The sequence below is a fragment of the Arthrobacter humicola genome (assembly GCF_039531445.1).
GTDB lineage: Bacteria > Actinomycetota > Actinomycetes > Actinomycetales > Micrococcaceae > Arthrobacter > Arthrobacter humicola.
The window spans coordinates 77,353-98,191 of the sequence record NZ_BAAAQB010000001.1 but is presented as its reverse complement, the minus strand read 5'-3'; the positions used below and the strand labels follow the sequence as shown (position 1 = coordinate 98,191).

Below are 20,839 nucleotides of genomic sequence, written 5' to 3'. Positions count from 1 at the left end.
AACCGGTTCCACCTACACGCTCAACATCTACAACGCCAACGGCACCAACCTCTACAGCTTCAACCTCGACGGCTCCGCCGCTGACGGCACCTGGCTCGCCAGCCAACAAATCAGCCTCCCTGTTGGCCGCGCCTACATCAGAATCGACGGCTACAACAGCTGGGCAAGCTGGGGCAAGACCTACACCCTCAACGCGGGTTGGATTTGGTCCACAACGGCCGTACCAAGCATCTCCGGGACTCCCCAAGTGGGGCGGACCCTGACAGCGGTCACTGGAACTTGGTCGCCGACGCCAGATGTACTGGGTTTCCAGTGGTTCCGCTCCGGAACGGCCATCACCGGGGCAACAGGGAAAACCTACGCGTTGCTTGCCGCCGACTACGGCAAGACCATCACTCTGAAAGTAACGGCCAGCAAGGCCGGGTACCCCTCCATTACCAAGACCTCCGCTGCCACAGCAGTAGTCGCGAAAGGTTCCCTGACGGCGCCGGTGCCGACCATCACGGGCACGGCCAAGGTCGGCTCGACCCTGACCGCGGTCCCGGGGACCTGGGGACCGTCACCGGTGACCCTGTCGTATCAGTGGAAAGCCAACGGCGTCGCCATCATCGGCGCGACCGCCGCGACCTACAAGCCCGCCGCGGCCGACGCCGGCAAGACCCTCACCGTCACCGTCACCGGAACCAAGACCGGCTACACCACCGCCGCGAAAACCTCCACCGCCACAGCAATAGTCGCGAAAGGCTCCCTGACGGCGCCGGTGCCGACCATCACGGGCACCGCCAAGGTCGGCTCCACCCTGACCGCAGTCCCCGGAACCTGGGGACCGGCACCGGTGACCCTGACGTACCAGTGGAAAGCCAACGGCGTCGCCATCCTCGGCGCGACCGCCGCGACCTACAAGGTCGCCGCGGCCGATACCGGCAAGACCCTCACCATCACCGTCACCGGAACCAAGACCGGCTACACCACCACCGCGAAGACCTCCGCCGCCACAGCAGCAGTCGTTTGACGGTCCAAGATCGATCCGGCCGGCCTATATGAAGGTCAGTTCTCCCGCCGGTAGGTGCGATTTAGGGCGTAGGAGCCGGCACGATTTGCGGCTCCTACGCCTCGCCTCGGTTAGACATCTCACCGTGTCAAGGGCTACCAAGGCCTACGGGGACCCGTGATGCCGGGCCGGCCACGTCGGCCGCCATGGCCGGGAGCACCAGGGCACCCGAACCGAGGATCGCCCCGACGTAGATCCCAGTGGCCCGGAACAGGCCCAGTCCCTTATTGCTGTTGCTCATTTCCACTCCTCCCCCAACTAGCTCGCAGCAGGGGCCGTTTTGAGGGCTCATAACGGCCCCTGCTGCGAGCTAGTTGGGTGGGTCCACCCATTTCCGATCCCGGGAGGGTAGCGTTCCATTATGAGTGCGCAGCAGCCTGACGATGTGTACACGCACGGCCACCACGAGTCGGTGGTCCGCGCCCACGCCTCCCGCACGGCGGAGAACTCGGCCGCGTTCGTGATCCCGCATCTCACACCCGGGGTCTCCGTCCTGGACGTCGGCTGCGGGCCGGGCAGCATCACCTGCGACTTCGCGGAGATGGTGGCACCGGGCAGGGTCGCGGGCCTGGACCGTTCCCCCGACATCATCGCCCAGGCAGCGGCCCTCGCCGCCGAGCGCGGTGTGGACAACGTCGACTTCGCCACCGGCAACGTCTACGACCTCGATTTCCCGGACGAGTCGTTCGACGTCGTCCACGCTCATCAGGTCCTGCAGCACCTCACGGACCCCGTCGCGGCCCTCCGCGAGATGCGCCGGGTGGCCAAAGCCGGCGGCATTGTGGCGGTGCGCGACGCCGATTTCCACGGCATGAGCTGGTACCCGGCCATCGCCGAACTCGACGACTGGATGGACTTGTATCAGCGGATCGCGCGCCGTAACGGCGCCGAACCCGATGCCGGCCGCCGGCTCGTGTCCTGGGCACAGGCCGCCGGGTTCACCGACGTGGCGCCGTCGAGCAGCAACTGGCTCTACGCCACCGGGCAGCAGCGGCGGTGGCAGGCACGGGTGTGGGGTGAGCGGGTGCTGCATTCGTCCTTTGCCGACCAGGCGCTCGAGTACGGCTTTGCCAGCGAGGCTGACCTGGCCCGGATTTCCGCCGGGTGGCACCGGTGGGGCTCCACTGAGGACGGCTGGTTCCTGATTCCCAACGGCGAGGTCATCGCCCGGGCCTGAGGCGCGGGTCCCTTGGTCCGGACTCCCGGCTAGTGGTGGAAGGCCTGGGTTTTCCCGTCCGGGGTGGCCGCCGCGCCCGAGCCGCTCCCACTCCGAATCTGACGCGGCAGCAGTTTGGGGGTGTCTGATAGACACTGCCACCGGCCGCCCGGGCTGCGTAGCGTGTTGGGTGTGGACAGAGACGAAATCCGTGAGTTCCTGATTTCGCGCCGCGCGAAGATCAGCCCGGAGCAGGCCGCGATCCCCAGCTACGGGGAGCTGCGCCGGGTGCCGGGTCTGCGGCGTGAGGAAGTGGCGCAGCTCGCCGGGGTGAGCACGGACTACTACACGCGGCTGGAGCGCGGCAGCCTGCGCGGCGTCTCCAGCGCGGTGCTCGAGGCCGTGGCCGCTGCCCTTCAGCTGGACGAGGCCGAGCGGACGCACCTGATGGACCTGGCTCGGACGGCCAACACCCCGGCTCGTCGGGCGCCACGCCGGCCACCGCAACAACGGGTCCGTCCCGGGGTGGTGCGTCTCCTGGATGCCATGACCGGCGTAGTTGCGCTCGTGCAGAACGGCCGTTCGGACGTGCTGGCCGCCAACGTGCTGGGCCGTGCGTTGTATGCGGAGGTGTTCAACTCCGCCGCGCGGTCGGGGCCGGGCACTCCGGGCCCGCTGCCGAACCAGGCGCGGTACCTTTTCCTCGATCCGAACGCAGGTGACTTCTACCCCGATTGGCGAGCGATCGCGGCCACTACGGTCGCGATGCTCCGCCTGGAAACAGGGCGGAACCCGCACGACCGGGCTCTGAACGAGCTGGTGGGGGGACTAACCACACGCAGTAATCTGTTCGCCGCGCTCTGGGCCGGACACGACGTGCGAATCCACACCACAGGGACCAAACGCTTCCATCACCCGGTCGCCGGAGATTTGTCCCTGCAGTACGAGACTTTGCACCTACCCGGCGATGAAGGACAGACCCTCTTCACCTTTACGGCGGAGCCAGGCTCCGCGTCCGAACACGCGCTGGCGTTCCTCGCCAGCTGGGCGGCAACGCCTCCCGATACAGCTGCTGCCGGCGATCCTGCCGGCGGATCCACCGTCCCTGGGATGCGATCCCACGCGCAGCCAGAAACAGCCAACCCAAGAAAGACAGAACGATCACATGACTGAGCAGGACTACATGACCGGAGAGAAGGAAAACGTGCCCGCCAAGAAAGTCTGGTTCATCACCGGCGCCGGCCGCGGCATGGGAACCGACATCGCCAAGGCGGCCCTGGCCGCCGGCCACGCGGTGGTCGCGACCGGCCGCAACCCAGAAAAGGTCACGCACGCCGTCGGCGAGAACCAGGACCTGCTGACGGTAAAGCTCGATGTCACCGACCCTGCAGCTGCCGAAGCGGCCGTGCAGGCTGCCGTGGACCGGTTTGGCCAGATCGACGTTTTGGTCAACAACGCCGGCAATTTCTACGCCGGGTTCTTCGAGGAAATCACCCCGGAGGACTTCCGGGCACAGGTCGAAACCACCATGTTCGGGCCTATGAACGTCACCCGCGCTGTCTTGCCCGTCATGCGGGCCCGGCATTCGGGGCTGCTCATCACCATTTCCTCGACCGCCGGAATCACAGGCGGAGAGTTCCTGACTGCCTACGCGGCGGCGAAGTTCGGTCTCGAGGGCTGGGCGGAGTCGCTGGCTCCCGAAGTCGCCCCGTTCGGCATCCGCACCATGCTCGTGGAGCCGGGGTTCTTCCGCACGGAGCTGCTCAGTCCGGAATCCACCAGCTATGCCGTATCTGCCATCGAGGACTACGCCGAAAGGACCGAGCAGACGGTCACCGCATGGAAGGGCATGGACGGACAGCAGGGCGGCGACCCGGCCAAGCTCGCCGACGCCCTGACCCATCTCGCCGAACTGGACGAGCCGCCGCTCCGGTTTGCCGCCGGTGCCGACGCCGTCGGGGTCTTCGAGGCCCGGGCCAAGGAGCTGCTCGCCCAGGCCGATGCCCACCGTGAGCTCTCCAAGAACCTTGCCCGCGACGACGCCTAACCCCCGTCGGCCGCACCCTGCCGGACACGACCTATGAGGAAACCCCTTGACGCCAGACTCTTTCGTCGCCGAAACACCCGCGCCTGCCGCATCACCGCAGTCCCCGCCGACGCAGCCAGGTTCGATACCCGCCGTGTCTGAGGGATCGTCTCCTGCACCGAGGTTGCCGTGGGGAGGTCTTCTGATTCTGGCCGCAGCGGGTTTCACCGCCGTCACGACTGAACTCCTGCCGTCCGGGCTGCTGCCGCAGATCAGCCGCGACCTGGGGGTAGAGGAATCGGCCGTAGGATCCCTGACAGCCGCCTACGCGGCTGTCATCGTCTTCACAGCAATTCCCCTGTCGAGGCTTCTGGGCGGACGGATCCGCCGCAAAACGTTGTTGATCGCGACAGTGGTTGCTTTCGCGGTCAGCAACGTGCTGCTGGCCTCCAGCCCCGGCTTGGGCCTGGCCATCGGCGCAAGACTTCTCGGCGGAGTGGCCCACGGGATGCTGTGGTCCGGCATGGCTCCGTACGTGGCGCGGATCGTTCCAGCGCACGCGGTCGGGAAAGCAATGGCGATAGTTTTCAGCGGCACCAGCATCGCCCTGGCTGTCGGTGCTCCGATCGGCACGCTCATGGGCTCGGTGCTGACGTGGCGTGCCTCCTTCCTTATCCTGGCAGGAGTCGGAGGTGTCTTGGCCTTGCTGGCCGTCTGGATGCTCCCCGCTGCTCCGGACGGGGGCAGCAATGCAGCACCGTCCCTCCGCGGAGCACTGAAGTTGCCAGGCGTGATCGCCGTGGCCACGGCCTGGCCGCTCCTGCTCCTTGGGCACTTCACGCTCTTTACGTACATCGCCCCGTTCCTCCAGACCTCCGGGCTACCGGATAGCTTCACGGGCATTTCCCTCTCCGTGGTGGGGGGCGCAGGCCTCGTGGGAATCTGGATCGCGGGACTGACGGCGGATTCCCATCCACGGCGCTCCTTGCTGTCCGCGGTGGCCTTGCTCGCGGGCGCCTTCGCCCTGTTGCCCGTACTGGGCGGCACGTGGGTGGGCGAACTCGTACTGCTGACCGTATGGGGAGCCGCGTTTGGGGCCATCGGCATCTACAACCAGGCAGCGATCCTCCGGGCCGGTGGAGAACACAAGGATGCGGCCAACGGCCTGACGGTGGTCACCATTCAACTGGGCATCGCCGTCGGCGCCGGGTACGGCGCTCTGGCCCTCAGCACCGCCGGTGCCCGGTTCGTGCCGTTCGCAGCTGCGATCCCGACGGCGGCAGCCCTCGCGATCATCATGGCCAGCCGCCGCGGCGGCTACCCCGCGGGCTCGTGCGAGACACGGGCTTCAGTCAAGTGCTCTGACACCATGCACATTCGGTAGCGCGTCCGCGACCTGCACTCACAGCACGGGCACAGCGCCGCCAAAGTGCGGCCATACCTGCCACGCAGAGGCTGGGGACAGGCCGGATCCCCGGCCGGCCCGGATGCCCGGGCCCCAGCAAAGGAGTTTCACCATGGCACAGATCAACAAGACGACGGCCGGCATCATGCTTGCCGCGGTGATCGGCGGCGGCGCCATCGGCGCGGCGGCCATCCCCGCAGTGGCCGACGACGGCACCGGCACGTCCTCCTCGTCGAGCACCGCGGCCCCTGACGGCAACAGCGGCTACGGCATGCCCGGCGGCACGGGAGGCCAAGGCGGCCCGCACCAGGCCAACGGCAAGACGGAGGAGGTCCTCACCGGTGACACCGCCACGAAGGTCGAGGCGGCGGTGAAGGCTGCCCAGCCAAATGCGACGATCGAACGGATGGAGACCGACGCCGACGGCGCCACCTACGAAGCCCACATCACGAAGGCGGACGGCAGCCGCGCCACCGTCCTGCTGGATGCGAACTTCACCGTGACCGAGACCCAGGACCAAGGCCAGGGTGGCCCCGGCGCCGGCGGCCATGGAGGCCCAAATGACGGGGATGCGGACGATGCCGCCACGGGCGGCTCCACTTCCAACGGCTAACCCCTGGCGGGCGACGCGCTGGCGGTTCTGACGGGACGGTCCCGCCAGCCAGCACCTCACCGCAGGCAAGCGCTGCTCCGGGCGGCGGCACCGCCGTTGTCCGGAGCAGTCGCGAACGAGGTTGCTGACAGCCATTCCCTGCTCCCTGATCTGCGGATAGGGTGCACTGAAACACACATCGGTAAGGAGAACCCATGCGCAAAGTGACGGCCGGCCTTTTCTGTTCCGTGGACGGGGTGGTTGAAGACCCGTTCCTGTGGCAATTCGACAGTTTCGACGCGGAGTTGGGCGCCGGGATGAGCGAGATGATGGGCCGGATCGACACCGGGCTCCTGGGCCGCGTCGGTTACCAGCAGTGGGCGAGCTACTGGCCGAACGCCGAAAGCGACGCCGACTTTGGCGGCTTCATCAACAAGTTGCCCAAATTTGTGGCCTCCCGGACCCTGACCGGCGAGCTTGAGTGGCAAAACTCGCGGCTCATCGAAGGTCAGCTGGAGGACTTTGTGGCGGGCCTGAAGAACAGCGACGGCGGTGAAATAGGGGTCTTTAGCAGCATTTCGCTGGTCCGCCAGCTGCTGTTCGCCGGGTTGCTCGACACCTTGATGCTGATCGTCCATCCCGTGGTCGCGGGCAGCGGGCGGCGGCTCTTCAACGACGGCGACCCCCTCACCCGGCTGGTGCTGCAGCAGTCTCAGGAGACCAGCAAAGGAAACATGATCCTCAGCTACGGTGTCCGCGGGGACTGACTTCCCGCTGGACATCGGGGCGGACAAGCAGTCCGGCCAATGGGGCCGGCCAACTAGCGGGGCCGGCTGCGTCGTCCGTTCCGGCCGGTCACGGCCGGGACCGTAAACTTGGCTGGTGCAACCCTCCCTTTGGCTGGCCCTGGCCGGCGCCGGCGTCCTGATCAGCTTTACTCCCGGCGCGGGCGCCATCAACACCATGAGCAACTCCCTGAACTCAGGGTTCCGCCGTTCCATCTGGGGCATCCTGGGCCAGCAGGCCGCCCTCGTGGTGCATATCCTGATCGTGGCCCTCGGCGTCGGAGTGCTTGTGGCGAGCTCGCCGCTCGCCTTCAACGTGATCCGCTACGCCGGCGCCGCCTACCTGGTCTATCTGGGCATCCGTCAGTTCCTGCACAAACCGGATCTGGATCAGGAGAAGGCCGCAGCCCTGCGCAATGAGCCGGCCTTCTCCATGTTCCGCCGCGGCCTCTGGGTCAACCTGCTCAACCCCAAGGCCGTGGTGTTCTTCCTGGCCTTCATGCCCCAGTTCATCCGGCCGGAGCAGCCGCTGCTGCCGCAGTACGCGGTCCTGTCCGCCACCGTGATCGTGATCGACATCCTGGTCATGTGGTTCTTCTTCGCGGCGGCGGCCAGGTCCTTCCAGCGCTTCACCCATGACGCCCGCGGACAGAAAGTCCTGAACCGGACGTTCGGGGTGCTCTTCGTCGGCGTCGGCGTCCTGCTGGCCTCGATCCACTAGACACCGTCACCGCGGACGGGCTTAGAGCCCCGAAGCCACCGACAGCGCCCGCGCGGTGCCCGCCAGTTCGGGCGCTTCCCGGGCCACGACTTCCTCAATGTAGGCGGTGGCAGCGTCCGCGAGCCCGTCGTAGAGGAGCACCAGCAGGTCCCGGGCCTCAGTCCGGGGCCAGGCTTCCGGCAGAAGTTCGGCGGGAAGGTCAGGGTCACTCCACGGGAAGGCCCGCCACGCGTCCATCAGCTCGGTCCTGACCCTGAAGGCCTCCGCCGGGCTGACCGTACCGGCGTCGAGGCGCTCCGCCCAAGGCGTGAATTTCTCGGTAAACGGACGGTACTGTTCCTTGAACTCCTGCGGCGACCAGGCCTCGACGAGCCGTTTGCCGCGGAGGCTGGATTCCGCCGTGCGGAAGATGACGTAGTCGTCCACGCCATAGCCCATGCAGGTGTTTTCGAGCTCCTCGGAGTGGTCGCGCGGCGAGACCCACAGCGCCCCGAACAGCGGTGCGAATCCGCGCCAACGCAAGCGTGAGCGGAACATTTCGCGGACATCCCGCGACGTCTCCGGAATGGAAAACGCGATGACGGTCCAGTTGCCGTCCCAGTGGCGGGACTCCTCGCCGAAGGCGGAGACCTGCGCGAAACCTTGGCGCAGCCGGTTCCGTGCGCCCTGGGTGATGCGGTAGCGCGAGGTCCGCCCGGCACTCGACTGTTCCAGCACCCCGCGGGACGCCAGGCGGCTTAGCGCCGTCGCCGTCGCCGAGCCCGTGATCCCGAGGCCGGCGGCCAGTGCGGCGATAAGCCGGGACGGCAGCCATTCCTCGCTGGTGAACCAGTAATCGACTAGCAGGGTGACCAACTGGTGCTGGGTGGACGGCCCCTTCAACGGCCGCGGAAAGTCGATGGCCAGGTCCGGGTCCATGCCGGGCACGGAGGCCGGCCGCTCGCTCATCACGCCTCCATCATGCCAGCCGCATCCACTGTCATTCTTATTTTGCACTTAGATTGACGGACGTAGAACCAAGTGCATAACATTGCTTTCAGGGTGACGGAGGCCACAGCCGACCCCGCCGCCCTGCTCAGCATGCGAGCCACAGATCTTTCCCAGCCTCACCGTTTCAGGTGCTATTTGCCTGCCCATCTAGGAGATCCGCAATGACCGCTGGTCCCATCGTTCCGCCGTCGCCGTTGACGCCGCCCGCGGAACAGGCCCCCGATTCCCGCGAGGGAACCACCCATGCCCGCCGTGCCGCCGCCGCCAGCTTCATCGGCAGCACCCTGGAGTACTACGACTTCTTCATCTACGGTTCGGCGTCGGCCCTGATCTTCAACAAGATCTTCTTCCCCGGCATCGATCCCGCCCTCGGCACCATCCTGTCCATGGCCACCATCGGCATCGGCTACGTCGTCCGGCCCCTCGCGGCCAGCGTGATCGGCCACTTTGGCGACCGCCTCGGTCGGCGCCAGATGCTGGTCCTGACGCTCGTCGTCATGGGCGTGGCCACCTTCCTCATCGGCTGCCTGCCGCCGGCGGCCGCCATCGGCGCCGCCGCCCCAGTCCTCCTGGTGGTTCTGCGCGCACTTCAGGGCGCCTCCGCGGCCGGAGAGTCCGTCGGCGCTGTCACTATGACCATGGAGCATGCGCCCAGCAACAAGCGGGCCTTCTACAGCAGCTGGGTCAACACCGGCGCCGTGGCCGGGATCATGCTCGCCTCCCTGGCCTTCCTCGCAGTGTCTCTCCTCCCGCAGGAAGACCTGCTCAGCTGGGGATGGCGGCTGCCGTTCCTCGCCAGCATCCTGGTGGTCGCCGTCGGCCTCTACATCCGCCTGCGGCTGCCCGAATCCGAGGTCTTCGAAGCCGCGAAGGAGGAAGGCGCCAGCCAGGAACTGCCCCTCAAGGTGGTCCTGCGCGATCACTGGCGCACCATCGTCAAAGTCATCTTCTTCGGGCTCTGGAGCGTGGTGTCCTCGGTCTTCGCGGCCTTCGGACTGGCGTATGCGACCGGAAAATTCGGCGTCCCCTCCGCCGCCATGCTCGGGGTCACCATTGCCACGGCCGCCCTGGGCATCATCGCCCAGCCCTACGCCGGTATTCTGGCCGACCGGATCGGCCGCAAGCCGGTCTTCATCACCGGCAACATCATCTGTGCCGTGGCCGCCTTCGCCTACTTCTGGTCCATCAGCACCGCGGTCGTACCGCTGATCTTCGCCAGCGGCATCCTCTTCATGACCGTGGGCTACGGAATGGTCAACCCGCTGGGACCGGCCATGACGGCCGAAATGTTCCCCACCCGGATCCGCTACACGGGCGCCGCCACGGCCTCGCAGCTGGGACTCGTCGTCACCGGCTTCGCCCCGGCAATTGCGGCCGCCATTGTCCAGCCCGGCCCCGTCGGCTGGGTCCCGGTGGCGGCCTTCACGGCAGCCTGCTGCCTGGTCTCCGCGGCCGTCACCGCGATCTGGGTCAAGGAAACCTACCAGGTGCCCACCGAGGCCCTCGGCGCCAAGGCATCGGCCGGCACCTCTGCCTAAAACCCGCCACTCACCCGCCACTCACCCGAAGGGGCCGGGACGCGTGCACCGCGCCCCGGCCCCTCCCGGCATGTCTATCCGCATCTCCGTTCCACGTTAGGACCCTTCCGTGACACCCCGCCCCGTGCTTATTGACCATGACGTCGAGACACCGCTGCCCGACGGCACCATCCTGCGCTCCACCGTGTACCGACCCGCGGACGGGGAACCCTGCCCGGTCCTGCTGACCAGGACGCCGTACGGCAGGGACCTTGCCGTCAATTCCGCCTACCTGAACCCGGCGACGGTCGCCGCCGCGGGCTACGTGGTGATCCTGCAGGACTGCCGCGGGCGCTTCGGTTCCGGCGGAACGTTCGACCCCTCCGTCAACGAGGCGTCCGACGGCGCCAACACAGTCGAGTGGGCAGCGCGGCTGCCGTACTCCAACGGCGTGGTGGGCATGTGGGGGCGGTCATACTTCGCCGAAACCCAGTGGCGCGCGGCCTCGCGCCGGCCCGCCGGGCTGGCCGCGTTGGCCCCCGGCATCTCCGCAGGAGCCAACGCAAACAACGGCTCCCTCTACCGCGGCGGCGCGTTCGAGCTCGGCAGCCGCCTCACGTGGGGCCATGCCTCCATCGCCGCCAATGAGCTGCTCCGGGACTTCCCCGATGACCCCGAGCTCCGGGCCAAGGAAATGGAATCGTGGCTGGACCTCGACCGCTCGTTTTCCGACGCCACGGCCTTCGGCACACTGCCGCTCCGGGACCTGTCCCCAAGGCTCGGCACCTTCATGAGGCGCCACGTCCTGCCCTCGGCCGGAGAAACCCCGGGGAGCGGCTTCACGCGCGTGTGGGACGCCGCGTCGGCCGCGCCGGTGGACATGCCCACCCTGCACATCGGCGGCTGGTTCGACATCTTTGCCCCGAGCACGCTCGCGCAGTACCGGATGCAGCTCGAGCACAGCCGCGCCAATCCCGCGGCCGCGCCGCGGCTCATCATCGGCCCGTGGACCCACACCAACTTCTCCGGGGTCTACCCGGAAGTCAGCTTCGGGCTCAACGCGGCCGCCGGCGTGATGAACGGCCTCGGCGATCTGTCCGGACTCCAGACGGCCTGGTTCGATGCCGTCCTCAAGGGCGATCCCGACGGGCTGCGCCAGGTGCCGCCGGTCCTGCTGTACGTCATGGGGGAAAACCGGTGGTACGGCTTCGAGGAACTTCCGGCCCCGTCCCGGCAGCGCTCGTGGTTCCTGGGCGCCGGCGGGTCCCTCGGGGATGTGCCGGGCGCCGCCGGGCAGGAAAGCTACGCCTACGATCCCCTCGACCCCGTCCCGACGGCGGGCGGGGCCACCATGATCCACGGCTCCGTCCCGGCAGGGCCGGCGCACCAGCAGGCCGTCGAGGCGCGCGACGACGTCCTGACCTTCACGACGGCGCCGTTCGACGCACCCGTGACCATCTTCGGCGAGGTCAGCGCCACCTTCTTCGCCGCGTCCTCCGCCGTCGACACCGATTTCGTGGTGCGCCTCTGCCGGGTCACCCCGGACGGCACGTCCCTGGGCCTGGCCGATGGGATCATCCGTGCGTCCTGGCGGGACAGCTACGCAGGCAACGGGCTCTGGGAGCCCGGCCACGAGCCCTCCCCGATCGCACCCGGTAAGCCGTATGAATACACTGTCAGTCTCTGGCAGACGGCGTACACCTTTGCGCCCGGCGAGCGGCTCCGCGTGCAGATCACGTCCAGCTGCCATCCGCGCTGGGACCGGAACCTCAACACGGGCAAGCTCGCCTACGACTCCGCCGAGACAATCGTTGCCCGGCAGTCCGTTCTGTTCGGCGAGGGCCACCCGAGCCGGTTGACGGCCGGCATCCTGTGACGGCCCCTCCTCCGGCACCGCCGGGACTGCCCTTCCCTCCCGGACTTTCCTTCCTGACGGAGGTGTCCGTGAGCGTCGGGGAGCCGGTGGAGGTCGGGCCCACGCCGGAGGGCCACCGCCGAATGGTTCCTATCACCGGCGGAACCGTCCGAGGGCCTTCCCTCAACGGGCGCGTCCTGCCCGGCGGCGCCGACTACCAGTTCCTCCGCGGCCCCACCCTGACGGAACTCGACGCCCGGTACGTGCTGGAAACCGACGACGGCCACCGGATCTTCGTGCACAACACGGCCCTCCGGCACGGCTCGGCCCGGGACATCGAACTGCTGAACTCCGGCGTCGCCGTCGACCCGTCCCTGATCTACTTCCGCTGCTGGCCGCGGCTCACCACCGCCTCCCCCGCCCTGGACTGGCTGAACACGCGCCTTACGCTCGGGACGGGCGTCCGGCAGCCCGGCCAGGTGGTCATCAGCATCTTCACTGTCGACTAATGGACCGCGGCGATTAGCGGCCGCCGGCCTCGCCGGGCACAAGGAAAGCCGGAGGCTGCGTCACCGCAGCCTCCGGCTTCGTGCTGTCCGCCGGGAGCCCTGCTCTCTGTCAAACGTGGCCGGGCGTCAGTTTCCGCAGATCGGCCTTCCGGATTTTGCCGCTCGCCGTCCTCGGCATTTCCGCCACGAACACCACCGACTTGGGGATTTTGTACCGCGCGAGCCTGCCCTCCAGATGCGAGCGCAGCTGCTCTTCCGTGAGCCGTGCGCCCTCCCGCAGCAGCACTACGGCCCGCGGCACCTCGCCCCACTTCTCGTCCGGCACGCCGATCACCGCGACGCTTCCGACGGCGTCCAGCTCGGCGATCGCCTGCTCCACCTCGGCCGGGTAGATGTTCTCCCCGCCGGAGATGATCATGTCCTTGAGCCGGTCGGAGATGAACACGAAGCCGTCAGGGTCCTTGTAGCCCATGTCGCCGGACTTGAACCAGCCGTCGGCGGTGTAGGAATCCGCGGAGGCCCCGGGTCGGTTCCAGTACTGGTGGATGACGTTGGGACCCTTGATCTGGATCTCCCCCACTGTTCCGGGCGCGGCCGGGCCGGCCCCCGGATCCAGAGGATCGGACACCCGGACCTCGGTGAAGAAATGCGGCAGGCCCGAGGACCCCGCCTTGTCCCGGGACCTGGCCGCCGGCAACGTGGTGGCGCCCGGCGCCGTCTCGGTCATGCCGTAGCCGTTGGAGAAGCGCAGCCCCCGCCGTTCGTAGGCTTCCAGGACCCGCAGGGGCACAGCGGACCCGCCACACGTCAGTTTGTTCAGCGAGCTGAGGTCCGTGGTGTCCCAGTCCGGGTGCTCGCACAGCATCTGATACGTGGTGGGCACCCCGCTGATGGTCGTCGCGCGGTGCCGCTCGATCAGCTCCAGCGTCCGGCGGGGATCGAATTTGGCTTCCAGGACCACCGTGCCGCCCTTGAGGAGCGTGGGCAGGACGCCCATATCGAGGGAGGCGACGTGGAACATCGGGGAGATCATGAGGGCCACATCCGTGGAGGCAAAGTCGAAGTCGACCAGCACATTGACGCAGTTCCACGTGATGTTGCCGTGCGTCAGGAGCGCACCCTTGGGGTTTCCGGTGGTTCCGGAGGTGTAGAGGATCATGGCGGCGTCCTCGAGACCCACGGGCTCGTCCGGCGGCAGCGCCGCGCCGGACGCGATCACGGCCTCAAAGGCTTCCACGACGGTTCCGCCGTCGGGCCCTGTCTTCCCGGGAACTGTCGTGCCGGGCACCGCTGAATCGTCGACGACGATCCGCCCGCCCACCGCGGTTCCCGCCGAGCCGCGTTCCGCGAGTTCCGCGAGCGCCGCCGAGTGGACCAGCAGGACGGCGCCGCTGTCCCGGAGCTGGAACTGGATTTCGGGCGGCGCGAGCCGGGTGTTCAGCGGGACGAAGACCGCCCCGGCCAGGCCGGCGGCGAACAGAGTCTCCAGGAAGGAGGGATCGTTTTCGCCGAGGTAGGCCACGCGGTCGCCCTTGGCCACGCCGCGGTCCCGGAGGGCGTTGGCGAGCCGGGCGGACCGGTCCGCGAGTTCGACGTAGCTGAGCTCCCTGTCCCCGGTGATGACGGCGGTCTTGGTGCCCGACTTCGGGCGGCGCCGTTGCAGCCACGAGCCGATGCCAAAATTCTCCACGGCAAATCCTTTCTAGTTAGACGGTAGTACGCGGGGACCGGGTTAGGACCGGACAGTCTGCAGATCGTTGTTCTTCGGCTCGCGGGTCAGCAGGATGAAGACGATCGACACGACGGACATGATGGCCAGGTACCAGACCACGGCGGCGGTGTTCTGGCCGGAATCCTTGAATATCTGCGCCACGATGCCCGGCGTGAATCCGGCCCCGAGGAGGGTGGCGAGCTGGTAGCCCAGCGAGGCGCCGGTGTAGCGCGAGGTGGTGCCGAACTGCTCGGACACGAAGGCCGCGAGCGGGCCGAACAGGGTGGAGTGGATCATGAGGCCGATTGCGAAGGCCACGAAGATCAGCCCGATGTTGTTCGAGGACAGGAGCTGGAACATCGGCGTGAGGTAGAGGATGAAGAGCACCAGGCCGCCGATCATCACGGGCCGCCGGCCCAGCTTGTCGGAGAGCCGGCCGCCCATGATCACGAACGCGATGGACACGAAGGAAGCTGCGGCAAAGGCATAGAGCACGCCCTGCCGGTCCGCGCCCTTGGACACGGCATAGGTCACGGAGAACGTCGCCAGCACCACTTGGAGTGCGAACCCCGCGGCGCCGGCCAGCATGGTGAAGATCAGCGTCTTGGGCCGGCGCAGGACCTGCAGGAGCGGAATCTCGCGGCGCACCGGCGCACCGCCCGGGACTGTGCCCGGCGCCGTCTCGGCCTTTGCCCGTTCGGCCTGCTCCTGCTCCAGTGCCGCCTTGAAAATTGGGCTTTCGGTGACCTTGAGCCGGACAAACATGCCGACGCCCAGCAGGACGAAGGACAGCAGGAACGGCACGCGCCATCCCCAGGCCAGGAACTGGTCATTGGGCAGGGCCGCGAAGGCACCCATGACAAGGGTGCCCAGGACCGCGCCGGTGGGGGCGCCGGCGTTGACGAACGAGGCCGCGAAGCCGCGCTTGCCCGACTCCGAGTGCTCAAGCGCCATGAGCGCGGCGCCGCCCCACTCCCCGCCCACGGCAATGCCCTGGCAGACGCGGAGGAACACGAGCATCACGGCGCCCCAGGCTCCGGCCACCGCGGCGCCGGGCACCAGCCCGATCAGGGTGGAGGCGATGCCCATGACCAGCATCGAGATGATCAGCATGTTTTTGCGGCCCAGCCGGTCGCCGAAGTGGCCGAAGATGATGCCGCCGAGGGGCCGCGCCACGTAGCCTGCGGCGAAGGTGCCGTAGGCGGCCACCACCCCCACCCACTCGTCCATGCCGGTGAAGAACACCTTCGGGAAGACCACGGCGGCGGCCGTGGCGTAGAGCAGGAAGTCGTAATACTCAATGGTGCTGCCGAGATAGCTGGAGGCGATAACGGTCCGTGCTTCACGGCGACGCGTACCCGCGTCCAGGGCCTGCAACTGCGAAATTTGGGACATCGTTGTTCCTTTAAGTGCAGAGGAATGGGGTGCAGAGGAATGGGACGGAGAGTGGTGTGGCGCCCGTAGCGGCTTACTTGTAGAAGCGGGCGAGGAACTCCGCGACGACGGCGGGGCGTTCCTGGCCTTCGATCTCGATCGTGTTGGCGACCTTGATCTGGGCGCCCCCCTTGACTTCGGTGACCTCGGCGATGGTGGCCCGCATGCGGATGCGCGAGCCCACCTTGACCGGGGAGGTGAACCGGACCTTGTCGAGTCCGTAGTTGACCTTGGTGGTGACGCCCTCGACGTCGAACAGCTCGCCCCAGAACGGGATGATAAGCGAGAGGGTGAGGAAGCCGTGGGCGATCGGGGCGCCGAAGGGGCCGTCCTTGGCGCGGTCCGGATCCACGTGGATCCACTGGTCATCACCGGTGGCATCGGCGAACTTGTTGACCTGTTCCTGGGTGATTTCGCGGTAGTCGGTGACACCGAGGTCGGTGCCGGCGAGGGTGAGCAGTTTGTCGAAGTCGACGACGAGGTTGGGCATCTTTGGCTCCTGTGCTGATGGGGATGGGTTGATGGATGAAGGCGGCGCGGTCAGCGTGTAAAGGCGCTTTCGCCGGTGAGGGCGCGGCCGACGATCAGGGCGTTGATTTCGTGGGTGCCTTCGTAGGAGTAGACGGCCTCGGCGTCGGCATGGAACCTGGCGACGTCGGTGTCCAGCGTGATGCCGTTGCCGCCCACCACTTCGCGGGCGAGCGCCACGGTCTCGCGCATCAGCAGGGACGTCTGCATCTTGGCCAGGGCGGAGTCCTGGTCGCGGTAGATGCCCTTGTCCTGCTGTTCGGTCAGCCGGACCACCAGGGAGAGCGAGGACGTGAGGTTGCCGAGCATCCGGGCGAGCTTTTCCTGGACCAGCTGGAAGGAGCCCACCGGACGGCCGAACTGCTGCCGCTGGGTGACGTATCCGAGCGCGGCTTCGAAGGCTCCGGCCTGGATGCCCGTGGCGATCCACGCGACGTCCGAGCGCATGGCCCGCAGCATCGCGGCCACGTCCTTGAAGGAGTTCACGTTGTGCAGCCGCCTGGCCTCGGGAACCCGCACGGCGTCGAGCGTGATGTGGGCATTCTGCATCATCCGCAGCGCCGTCTTGCGGTGGATCTTCTCCAGGGTCACGCCGGCCGCGTCGCGGTCCACGAGGAAGGCCTTGACCTGCCCGTCGGCCGTGTCGCGGGCGAACACCGCCAGAACGTCGGCCGTGGCGGCGCCGCCGATCCAGCGCTTGGCGCCGTCCAGGACCCAGGTGTCGCCGTCCGGACCGGTCTCCCGGCGGGCGGTGGTCGCTAGACCGCCGGCGATGTCCGAGCCGGATTCCGGCTCGGTCAGCGAGAAGACGCCCTTGAGCGAGAAGTCGATGACCTTGGGCATCCACTCGGCCTGCTGTTCCGCGGAGGCGCCGACCCTGATGGCGGTCCGGAACAACCCGGCCTGGGCGGTGTAAAAGGTGGCCAGCGAGGCGTCCGTCCGGGCGAGTTCGAAGATCCGGAAACCCTGGTAGATCCCCCGGGCGGGTCTGTCGGTCGTGAGCTCGGCGGGTTCCATGAGGTCCAGTTCGATAAGCGGCCGCGCCAGCTGGTCCGGAAACTCGCCGCGTTCCCAGTAGTCGGCCAGCAGCGGCTTCGCCTTCTCATCGAGGAAGGCCCGCAGCCTGCCGAGCACGCGGCGCTCGTCCGCGGTGAGGAGGGACTCGGCATCGTAGTAGTCGCAGACGCCGTAGAGCCTGGTCTGGTTTTCGGTCGTCACTGACATCTCAGCCTCCCAGCCCGAGCAGGCGGACGGCGTTGTCCTTGAGGATCTTGGGCCGCACCTCGTCCTTGAGCGGAAGGTCGGCGAAGGCGCCCAGCCATTTCTGCGGCGTGATCAGCGGGAAGTCCGTGCCGAACAGGACCTTGTCTTGCAGGACCGAGTTGGCCATCCGGACCAGGGACTCCGGGAAGTACTTCGGGGACCAGCCGGAGAGGTCGATGAACACGTTGGACTTGTGCGTGGCGATCGAGTTGGCCTCGTCCTGCCATGGCACCGAGGGGTGGGCCATGATGATCTGCAGTTCCGGGAAGTCCGCGGCCACGGCGTCGAGCAGGAGCGGGTTGGAGTAGGCCAGCTTGATGCCGTACCCGCCGGGGAGCCCGGCGCCCATGCCGTTCTGGCCCGTGTGGAAGATCGCGGGGAGGCGCAGTTCCTGCAGGGTTTCCCAGAGCGGGTAGAACTGCTCGTTGGAGGGGTCGAAGCCCTGCAGGCTCGGGTGGAACTTGAACCCGCGCGCGCCGAGGTCGATTGCCTGGTGCTTGGCGCCCTGGATGGCCTCGGCGCCGGTGCGCGGGTCCACGCTGCCGAACGGGATCAGGACGTCGTTGTTCCGTGCCGCCCCTGCAATAAGCTCCGGGATGCTGTTGGGCTCGTGCTTGAGCTGGGTCCGGGCGTCGACGGTGAAGACGACGGCGGCCATGTTCAGTTCGCGGTAGACCTCGGCGATCCGGTCCAGCGACGGGGTCCGGTCCTCGGCCTTGAAGTACTTGGCGGAGGCTTCCGTGAGTGCCGGCGGCAGGGATTCGTGGCCATGGCCGTCCACTTCGAGATGGACGTGCATGTCGATCGCATCCAGCGAGGCGGCGTCGATGCCCAGTTCATAGCGCTGCGCGGACATGGCTAGCCGACCTTCGCCGGCGCAGCGGGCTCGGGCTGAGCCGTTGCTGGCTGCAGTTCCTCCGGCAGCGGCAGGAACTCTTCGCCGACGCTCTGCAGCTTGTCGCCGAAGAGCTTCCCGAAGTTTTCCACGAGATCCTGGTAGCCCCAGCCGCCCTCGCGGTATTCGGTGGCGGCGGCCTCGGGGTGGGTCCAGAGCTGCAGCCGGTCGCCGCCGGCGCCGATCGCCTGGCCGGTGATTCCCGCGGCCGCGTCGGAGGCGAGGAACGCCACGAGGCCGGCGACGTCGTCGGCCGTGCCGAACCCGAGGTCGTGGCGGAAGAACGCCGGCATGGCCTCGCCGCGCTCGTCGGCCTCGACGGCCTTCTGGAAGTACGGGACGGTTTTGGTCATGGCGGTGGCGGCCACGGGGATGACGGCGTTGGCCGTGACGCCGGCTTTCTTCATTTCCAGGGCCCACGTGCGGACCATGCCCACGATGCCGGCCTTGGCGGCGGCGTAGTTGGTCTGGCCGAAGTTGCCGCGCTGGCCGGTCGGTGAACCGATGGTGATGATGCGGCCGGCAATGCCGTTCTCCTTGAAGTAGCCGAAGGCTTCCCGGGCGGAGGTGAAGGTGCCCTTGAGGTGGACGTTGATCACGGCGTCGAAGTCCTCGTCCGTCATCTTCAGCAGGCTCTTGTCCCGCAGGATGCCGGCGTTGGTGACCAGGATGTCCAGCCGGCCGAACTCCGTAACGGCTGCCTGCACGAGCTGTTTGGCCACCTCGGAACTGCCCACCGGGGCAACGACGGCGGCGGCCCGGCCGCCGTCGGACTCAATAACCCGGACCGCTTCGGCAGCCACCGCAGCGTCGACATCATTGATAACGACGGCGGCGCCCTGGCGGGCCAACTCCCGGGCGTAGGCCAGGCCGAGGCCCCGTCCGCTTCCGGTGACGATTGCTACTTTTCCTGACAGGCTCATTGCCGCTCCTTTGCTAGCTGCCGCGTGCATCCGACCCTGCGGCGTGGGATGCTGGTCTGCATCCATGTAAATATGGATAGTTGAAAAAGTCAATGATTTATTTTTTGGACCATTGGAGTTGGCATGCCGACAGAAGTTGACGACGCGCCGGGCACCGTCCCGGCAGAGAAGCTCATGGCGGCAACCATCAGCCGGGATGCGGGCTTCCTCCTGGCCAAACTGCATGCCGCGGGCTCGGTCCTGAACAACCGTGCGCTGGCCGGATTCGGCCTCAAGGAGCGCTCCTATTCGGTGCTGGCCCTGGCCACCAGCGAGCTGGAGCCCACCCAGCGGGAGATGGCCGAATTCCTCAGCCTGGATCCCAGCCAGATCGTCGCGTTGATTGATGAGCTGGAGAAGCGCGGCCTGGTGATCCGCGCGCCCGGAAAACAGGACCGGCGCGCCAAAATCGTCTCCGCGACCGTGGAAGGCGCGGCGGTCTTCCGGCAAGCCGAGGCTGCGGCGCGGGAGGCGGAATCCGCAGCCCTGGCCGGCCTCAGCGACACCGAGATCGCGGCCCTCAAGGGGCTGCTGCGCAAGGCTTTGTGGGGGCCGGCGGCCTGATCCGCCCCGCACGGAGCACGCCCATTCGCCCGGGCGCCGGAAACCGCAATCGGATGCGCTGAATCCACCCCCTGCCGCCCCTTGTCAGGTCGCTATTGAGTGTTACTATCTAGTGGTAGTCAGTATCACCGAGTAGCTGTGGGGAGGGTTCCATGGGCAAGCAGATGACCGAAATGCTCAAGGGCACGCTCGAGGGCATCGTCCTCGCGATCCTGGCCGCGCAGCCGGCATACGGCTACGAGATCACGGCGCGGCTGCGCGAGCAGGGCTTCTCCGACATCGTCGAGGGCACCGTCTATGCGCTGCTGGTCAGGATCGAGCAGCGCGGCTTCGTGGACGTGGCGAAGGTCCCGTCCGAGAAAGGGCCGCCGCGCAAGGTCTATTCCCTCAACGCACTGGGCGGCGAGTACCTCGAAGAGTTCTGGAGGACTTGGAGCTTCCTCCAAATGCGGATCGAACAGCTCCACCACGACATAGAACACCCACAAAGCGAAGGGGAGTAACCATGGCCGCAGGATGGATCGAAAAGATCACGGGATCATTCGAGGACAAGAAGCGCTGGCGCCGGTACAAGGATCGAAAAGAACAACTCCCCGCCAGCTATCGAACCGCAATCGACGGACTCGAGCGCTACTTCATGTACGCCGGGTCCATCGTCAAGGGCGATGTGCTCATGCAGATGCTCGAGGACCTCGCAGACCTGATCGAGCGGGCCGCCGTCGACGGCACCCCCATCCGCGACATCGTCGGGGATGACCCGGTGGAGTTCGCAGACACCTTCATCCAGAACTACTCCGACGGCCAGTGGATCAACAAGGAGCGCAAGCGCCTGACCGACGCCATCGATCAGGCCGCCGCCGACGGCGTGTGAACGC

At 67.4% G+C, this 20,839-nt stretch carries 21 protein-coding genes and 1 pseudogene; 14 read left to right on the top strand and 8 right to left on the bottom strand.

Annotated features, from left to right (window positions below; genetic code table 11):
- Positions 1-1,012: pseudogene (locus ABD243_RS00440) on the top strand (hypothetical protein); the annotation flags it as partial.
- Between the two features lie 127 nt (positions 1,013-1,139).
- On the opposite strand, the gene ABD243_RS00435 reads toward ABD243_RS00440, so the two are convergent.
- A complete protein-coding gene (locus ABD243_RS00435; protein WP_344360795.1) occupies positions 1,140-1,292 on the bottom strand; it encodes a hypothetical protein in 153 nt (50 codons plus the stop codon).
- A gap of 120 nt (positions 1,293-1,412) precedes the next feature.
- Here ABD243_RS00435 and ABD243_RS00430 point away from each other — a divergent pair, with 120 nt between their 5' ends.
- The 7 genes from ABD243_RS00430 (at position 1,413) to ABD243_RS00400 (ending at position 7,736) form a co-directional block, all read left to right on the top strand.
- On the top strand, positions 1,413-2,228 hold the full coding sequence (locus ABD243_RS00430) for a methyltransferase domain-containing protein (protein ID WP_344360792.1): 816 nt from the start codon (positions 1,413-1,415) through the stop codon (positions 2,226-2,228).
- Between the two features lie 165 nt (positions 2,229-2,393).
- Complete coding sequence (locus tag ABD243_RS00425) at positions 2,394-3,380, top strand: helix-turn-helix domain-containing protein (RefSeq protein ID WP_425547092.1); 987 nt, start codon at positions 2,394-2,396, stop codon at positions 3,378-3,380.
- On the top strand, positions 3,373-4,254 hold the full coding sequence (locus ABD243_RS00420; protein ID WP_344360787.1) for an SDR family oxidoreductase: 882 nt from the start codon (positions 3,373-3,375) through the stop codon (positions 4,252-4,254). The genes ABD243_RS00425 and ABD243_RS00420 overlap by 8 nt, the downstream gene beginning before the upstream one ends.
- A gap of 124 nt (positions 4,255-4,378) precedes the next feature.
- On the top strand, positions 4,379-5,617 hold the full coding sequence (locus tag ABD243_RS00415) for an MFS transporter (protein WP_425547091.1): 1,239 nt from the start codon (positions 4,379-4,381) through the stop codon (positions 5,615-5,617).
- A gap of 133 nt (positions 5,618-5,750) precedes the next feature.
- Positions 5,751-6,251, top strand: a complete 501-nt coding sequence (locus ABD243_RS00410) for a hypothetical protein (protein ID WP_344360781.1) — start codon at positions 5,751-5,753, stop codon at positions 6,249-6,251.
- 194 nt (positions 6,252-6,445) lie between these two features.
- Positions 6,446-6,997 (top strand): dihydrofolate reductase family protein, encoded by a 552-nt coding sequence (locus ABD243_RS00405; RefSeq protein WP_344360779.1) that lies wholly within the window; start codon positions 6,446-6,448, stop codon positions 6,995-6,997.
- A 115-nt stretch (positions 6,998-7,112) separates the two neighbouring features.
- Positions 7,113-7,736 (top strand): LysE family transporter, encoded by a 624-nt coding sequence (locus tag ABD243_RS00400; protein ID WP_116767857.1) that lies wholly within the window; start codon positions 7,113-7,115, stop codon positions 7,734-7,736.
- Between the two features lie 21 nt (positions 7,737-7,757).
- On the opposite strand, the gene ABD243_RS00395 is transcribed toward ABD243_RS00400, so the two are convergent.
- Positions 7,758-8,684 (bottom strand): PaaX family transcriptional regulator, encoded by a 927-nt coding sequence (locus ABD243_RS00395; protein WP_344360777.1) that lies wholly within the window; start codon positions 8,682-8,684, stop codon positions 7,758-7,760.
- 203 nt (positions 8,685-8,887) lie between these two features.
- Here ABD243_RS00395 and ABD243_RS00390 point away from each other — a divergent pair, with 203 nt between their 5' ends.
- From ABD243_RS00390 to ABD243_RS00380, 3 genes are all read left to right on the top strand, one after another.
- Complete coding sequence (locus tag ABD243_RS00390; protein ID WP_344360775.1) at positions 8,888-10,264, top strand: MFS transporter; 1,377 nt, start codon at positions 8,888-8,890, stop codon at positions 10,262-10,264.
- Between the two features lie 109 nt (positions 10,265-10,373).
- Entirely contained in the window at positions 10,374-12,119 is a 1,746-nt protein-coding gene (locus tag ABD243_RS00385; RefSeq protein ID WP_344360773.1) for a CocE/NonD family hydrolase, read from the top strand.
- Positions 12,116-12,607, top strand: coding sequence for a DUF3237 domain-containing protein (locus ABD243_RS00380; protein WP_272914155.1), 492 nt, complete (start codon positions 12,116-12,118; stop codon positions 12,605-12,607). Before ABD243_RS00385 ends, ABD243_RS00380 begins: the two co-directional genes overlap by 4 nt.
- 109 nt (positions 12,608-12,716) lie before the next feature.
- On the opposite strand, the gene ABD243_RS00375 is transcribed toward ABD243_RS00380, so the two are convergent.
- From ABD243_RS00375 to ABD243_RS00350, 6 genes are all read right to left on the bottom strand, one after another.
- Positions 12,717-14,297: an acyl-CoA synthetase gene (locus ABD243_RS00375; protein ID WP_344360769.1), complete on the bottom strand. Its 1,581-nt coding sequence runs from the start codon at positions 14,295-14,297 to the stop codon at positions 12,717-12,719.
- A gap of 42 nt (positions 14,298-14,339) precedes the next feature.
- The gene (locus ABD243_RS00370; protein WP_344360767.1) at positions 14,340-15,713 is read right to left on the bottom strand and encodes an MFS transporter; all 1,374 of its coding nucleotides are present in this window, start codon (positions 15,711-15,713) and stop codon (positions 14,340-14,342) included.
- 73 nt (positions 15,714-15,786) lie between these two features.
- On the bottom strand, positions 15,787-16,242 hold the full coding sequence (locus tag ABD243_RS00365; protein ID WP_344360765.1) for a MaoC family dehydratase: 456 nt from the start codon (positions 16,240-16,242) through the stop codon (positions 15,787-15,789).
- Between the two features lie 50 nt (positions 16,243-16,292).
- A complete protein-coding gene (locus ABD243_RS00360) occupies positions 16,293-17,504 on the bottom strand; it encodes an acyl-CoA dehydrogenase family protein (protein WP_344360763.1) in 1,212 nt (403 codons plus the stop codon).
- Between the two features lies 1 nt (position 17,505).
- Positions 17,506-18,399, bottom strand: coding sequence for an amidohydrolase family protein (locus tag ABD243_RS00355; RefSeq protein ID WP_344360761.1), 894 nt, complete (start codon positions 18,397-18,399; stop codon positions 17,506-17,508).
- 2 nt (positions 18,400-18,401) lie between these two features.
- Positions 18,402-19,361, bottom strand: a complete 960-nt coding sequence (locus ABD243_RS00350) for an SDR family NAD(P)-dependent oxidoreductase (RefSeq protein ID WP_344360758.1) — start codon at positions 19,359-19,361, stop codon at positions 18,402-18,404.
- Between the two features lie 123 nt (positions 19,362-19,484).
- On the opposite strand from ABD243_RS00350, the gene ABD243_RS00345 reads away from it, so the two are divergent.
- The 3 genes from ABD243_RS00345 (at position 19,485) to ABD243_RS00335 (ending at position 20,835) form a co-directional block, all read left to right on the top strand.
- The gene (locus ABD243_RS00345) at positions 19,485-19,964 is read left to right on the top strand and encodes a MarR family winged helix-turn-helix transcriptional regulator (protein ID WP_116767866.1); all 480 of its coding nucleotides are present in this window, start codon (positions 19,485-19,487) and stop codon (positions 19,962-19,964) included.
- Positions 19,965-20,116: 152 nt separating this feature from the next.
- Positions 20,117-20,467, top strand: coding sequence for a PadR family transcriptional regulator (locus ABD243_RS00340; protein ID WP_344360754.1), 351 nt, complete (start codon positions 20,117-20,119; stop codon positions 20,465-20,467).
- 2 nt (positions 20,468-20,469) lie between these two features.
- Positions 20,470-20,835 carry a DUF1048 domain-containing protein gene (locus ABD243_RS00335; protein ID WP_116767868.1) on the top strand — a complete coding sequence of 122 codons (366 nt, stop codon included), beginning with the start codon at positions 20,470-20,472 and terminating at the stop codon, positions 20,833-20,835.
- Positions 20,836-20,839: the final 4 nt, after the last annotated feature.

Excerpts from the sequence above, each read along its gene's own strand:
- ABD243_RS00390 (WP_344360775.1), top strand. The coding sequence starts at position 8,888 with ATGACCGCTGGTCCCATCGTTCCGCCGTCGCCGTTGACGCCGCCCGCG.
- ABD243_RS00430 (WP_344360792.1), top strand. The coding sequence starts at position 1,413 with ATGAGTGCGCAGCAGCCTGACGATGTGTACACGCACGGCCACCACGAG.
- ABD243_RS00395 (WP_344360777.1), bottom strand. The coding sequence starts at position 8,684 with ATGAGCGAGCGGCCGGCCTCCGTGCCCGGCATGGACCCGGACCTGGCC.
- ABD243_RS00365 (WP_344360765.1), bottom strand. The coding sequence starts at position 16,242 with ATGCCCAACCTCGTCGTCGACTTCGACAAACTGCTCACCCTCGCCGGC.
- ABD243_RS00340 (WP_344360754.1), top strand. The coding sequence starts at position 20,117 with ATGGGCAAGCAGATGACCGAAATGCTCAAGGGCACGCTCGAGGGCATC.
- ABD243_RS00350 (WP_344360758.1), bottom strand. The coding sequence starts at position 19,361 with ATGAGCCTGTCAGGAAAAGTAGCAATCGTCACCGGAAGCGGACGGGGC.
- ABD243_RS00420 (WP_344360787.1), top strand. The coding sequence starts at position 3,373 with ATGACTGAGCAGGACTACATGACCGGAGAGAAGGAAAACGTGCCCGCC.
- ABD243_RS00410 (WP_344360781.1), top strand. The coding sequence starts at position 5,751 with ATGGCACAGATCAACAAGACGACGGCCGGCATCATGCTTGCCGCGGTG.
- ABD243_RS00345 (WP_116767866.1), top strand. The coding sequence starts at position 19,485 with ATGCCGACAGAAGTTGACGACGCGCCGGGCACCGTCCCGGCAGAGAAG.
- ABD243_RS00355 (WP_344360761.1), bottom strand. The coding sequence starts at position 18,399 with ATGTCCGCGCAGCGCTATGAACTGGGCATCGACGCCGCCTCGCTGGAT.
- ABD243_RS00370 (WP_344360767.1), bottom strand. The coding sequence starts at position 15,713 with ATGTCCCAAATTTCGCAGTTGCAGGCCCTGGACGCGGGTACGCGTCGC.
- ABD243_RS00335 (WP_116767868.1), top strand. The coding sequence starts at position 20,470 with ATGGCCGCAGGATGGATCGAAAAGATCACGGGATCATTCGAGGACAAG.
- ABD243_RS00405 (WP_344360779.1), top strand. The coding sequence starts at position 6,446 with ATGCGCAAAGTGACGGCCGGCCTTTTCTGTTCCGTGGACGGGGTGGTT.
- ABD243_RS00360 (WP_344360763.1), bottom strand. The coding sequence starts at position 17,504 with ATGTCAGTGACGACCGAAAACCAGACCAGGCTCTACGGCGTCTGCGAC.
- ABD243_RS00435 (WP_344360795.1), bottom strand. The coding sequence starts at position 1,292 with ATGAGCAACAGCAATAAGGGACTGGGCCTGTTCCGGGCCACTGGGATC.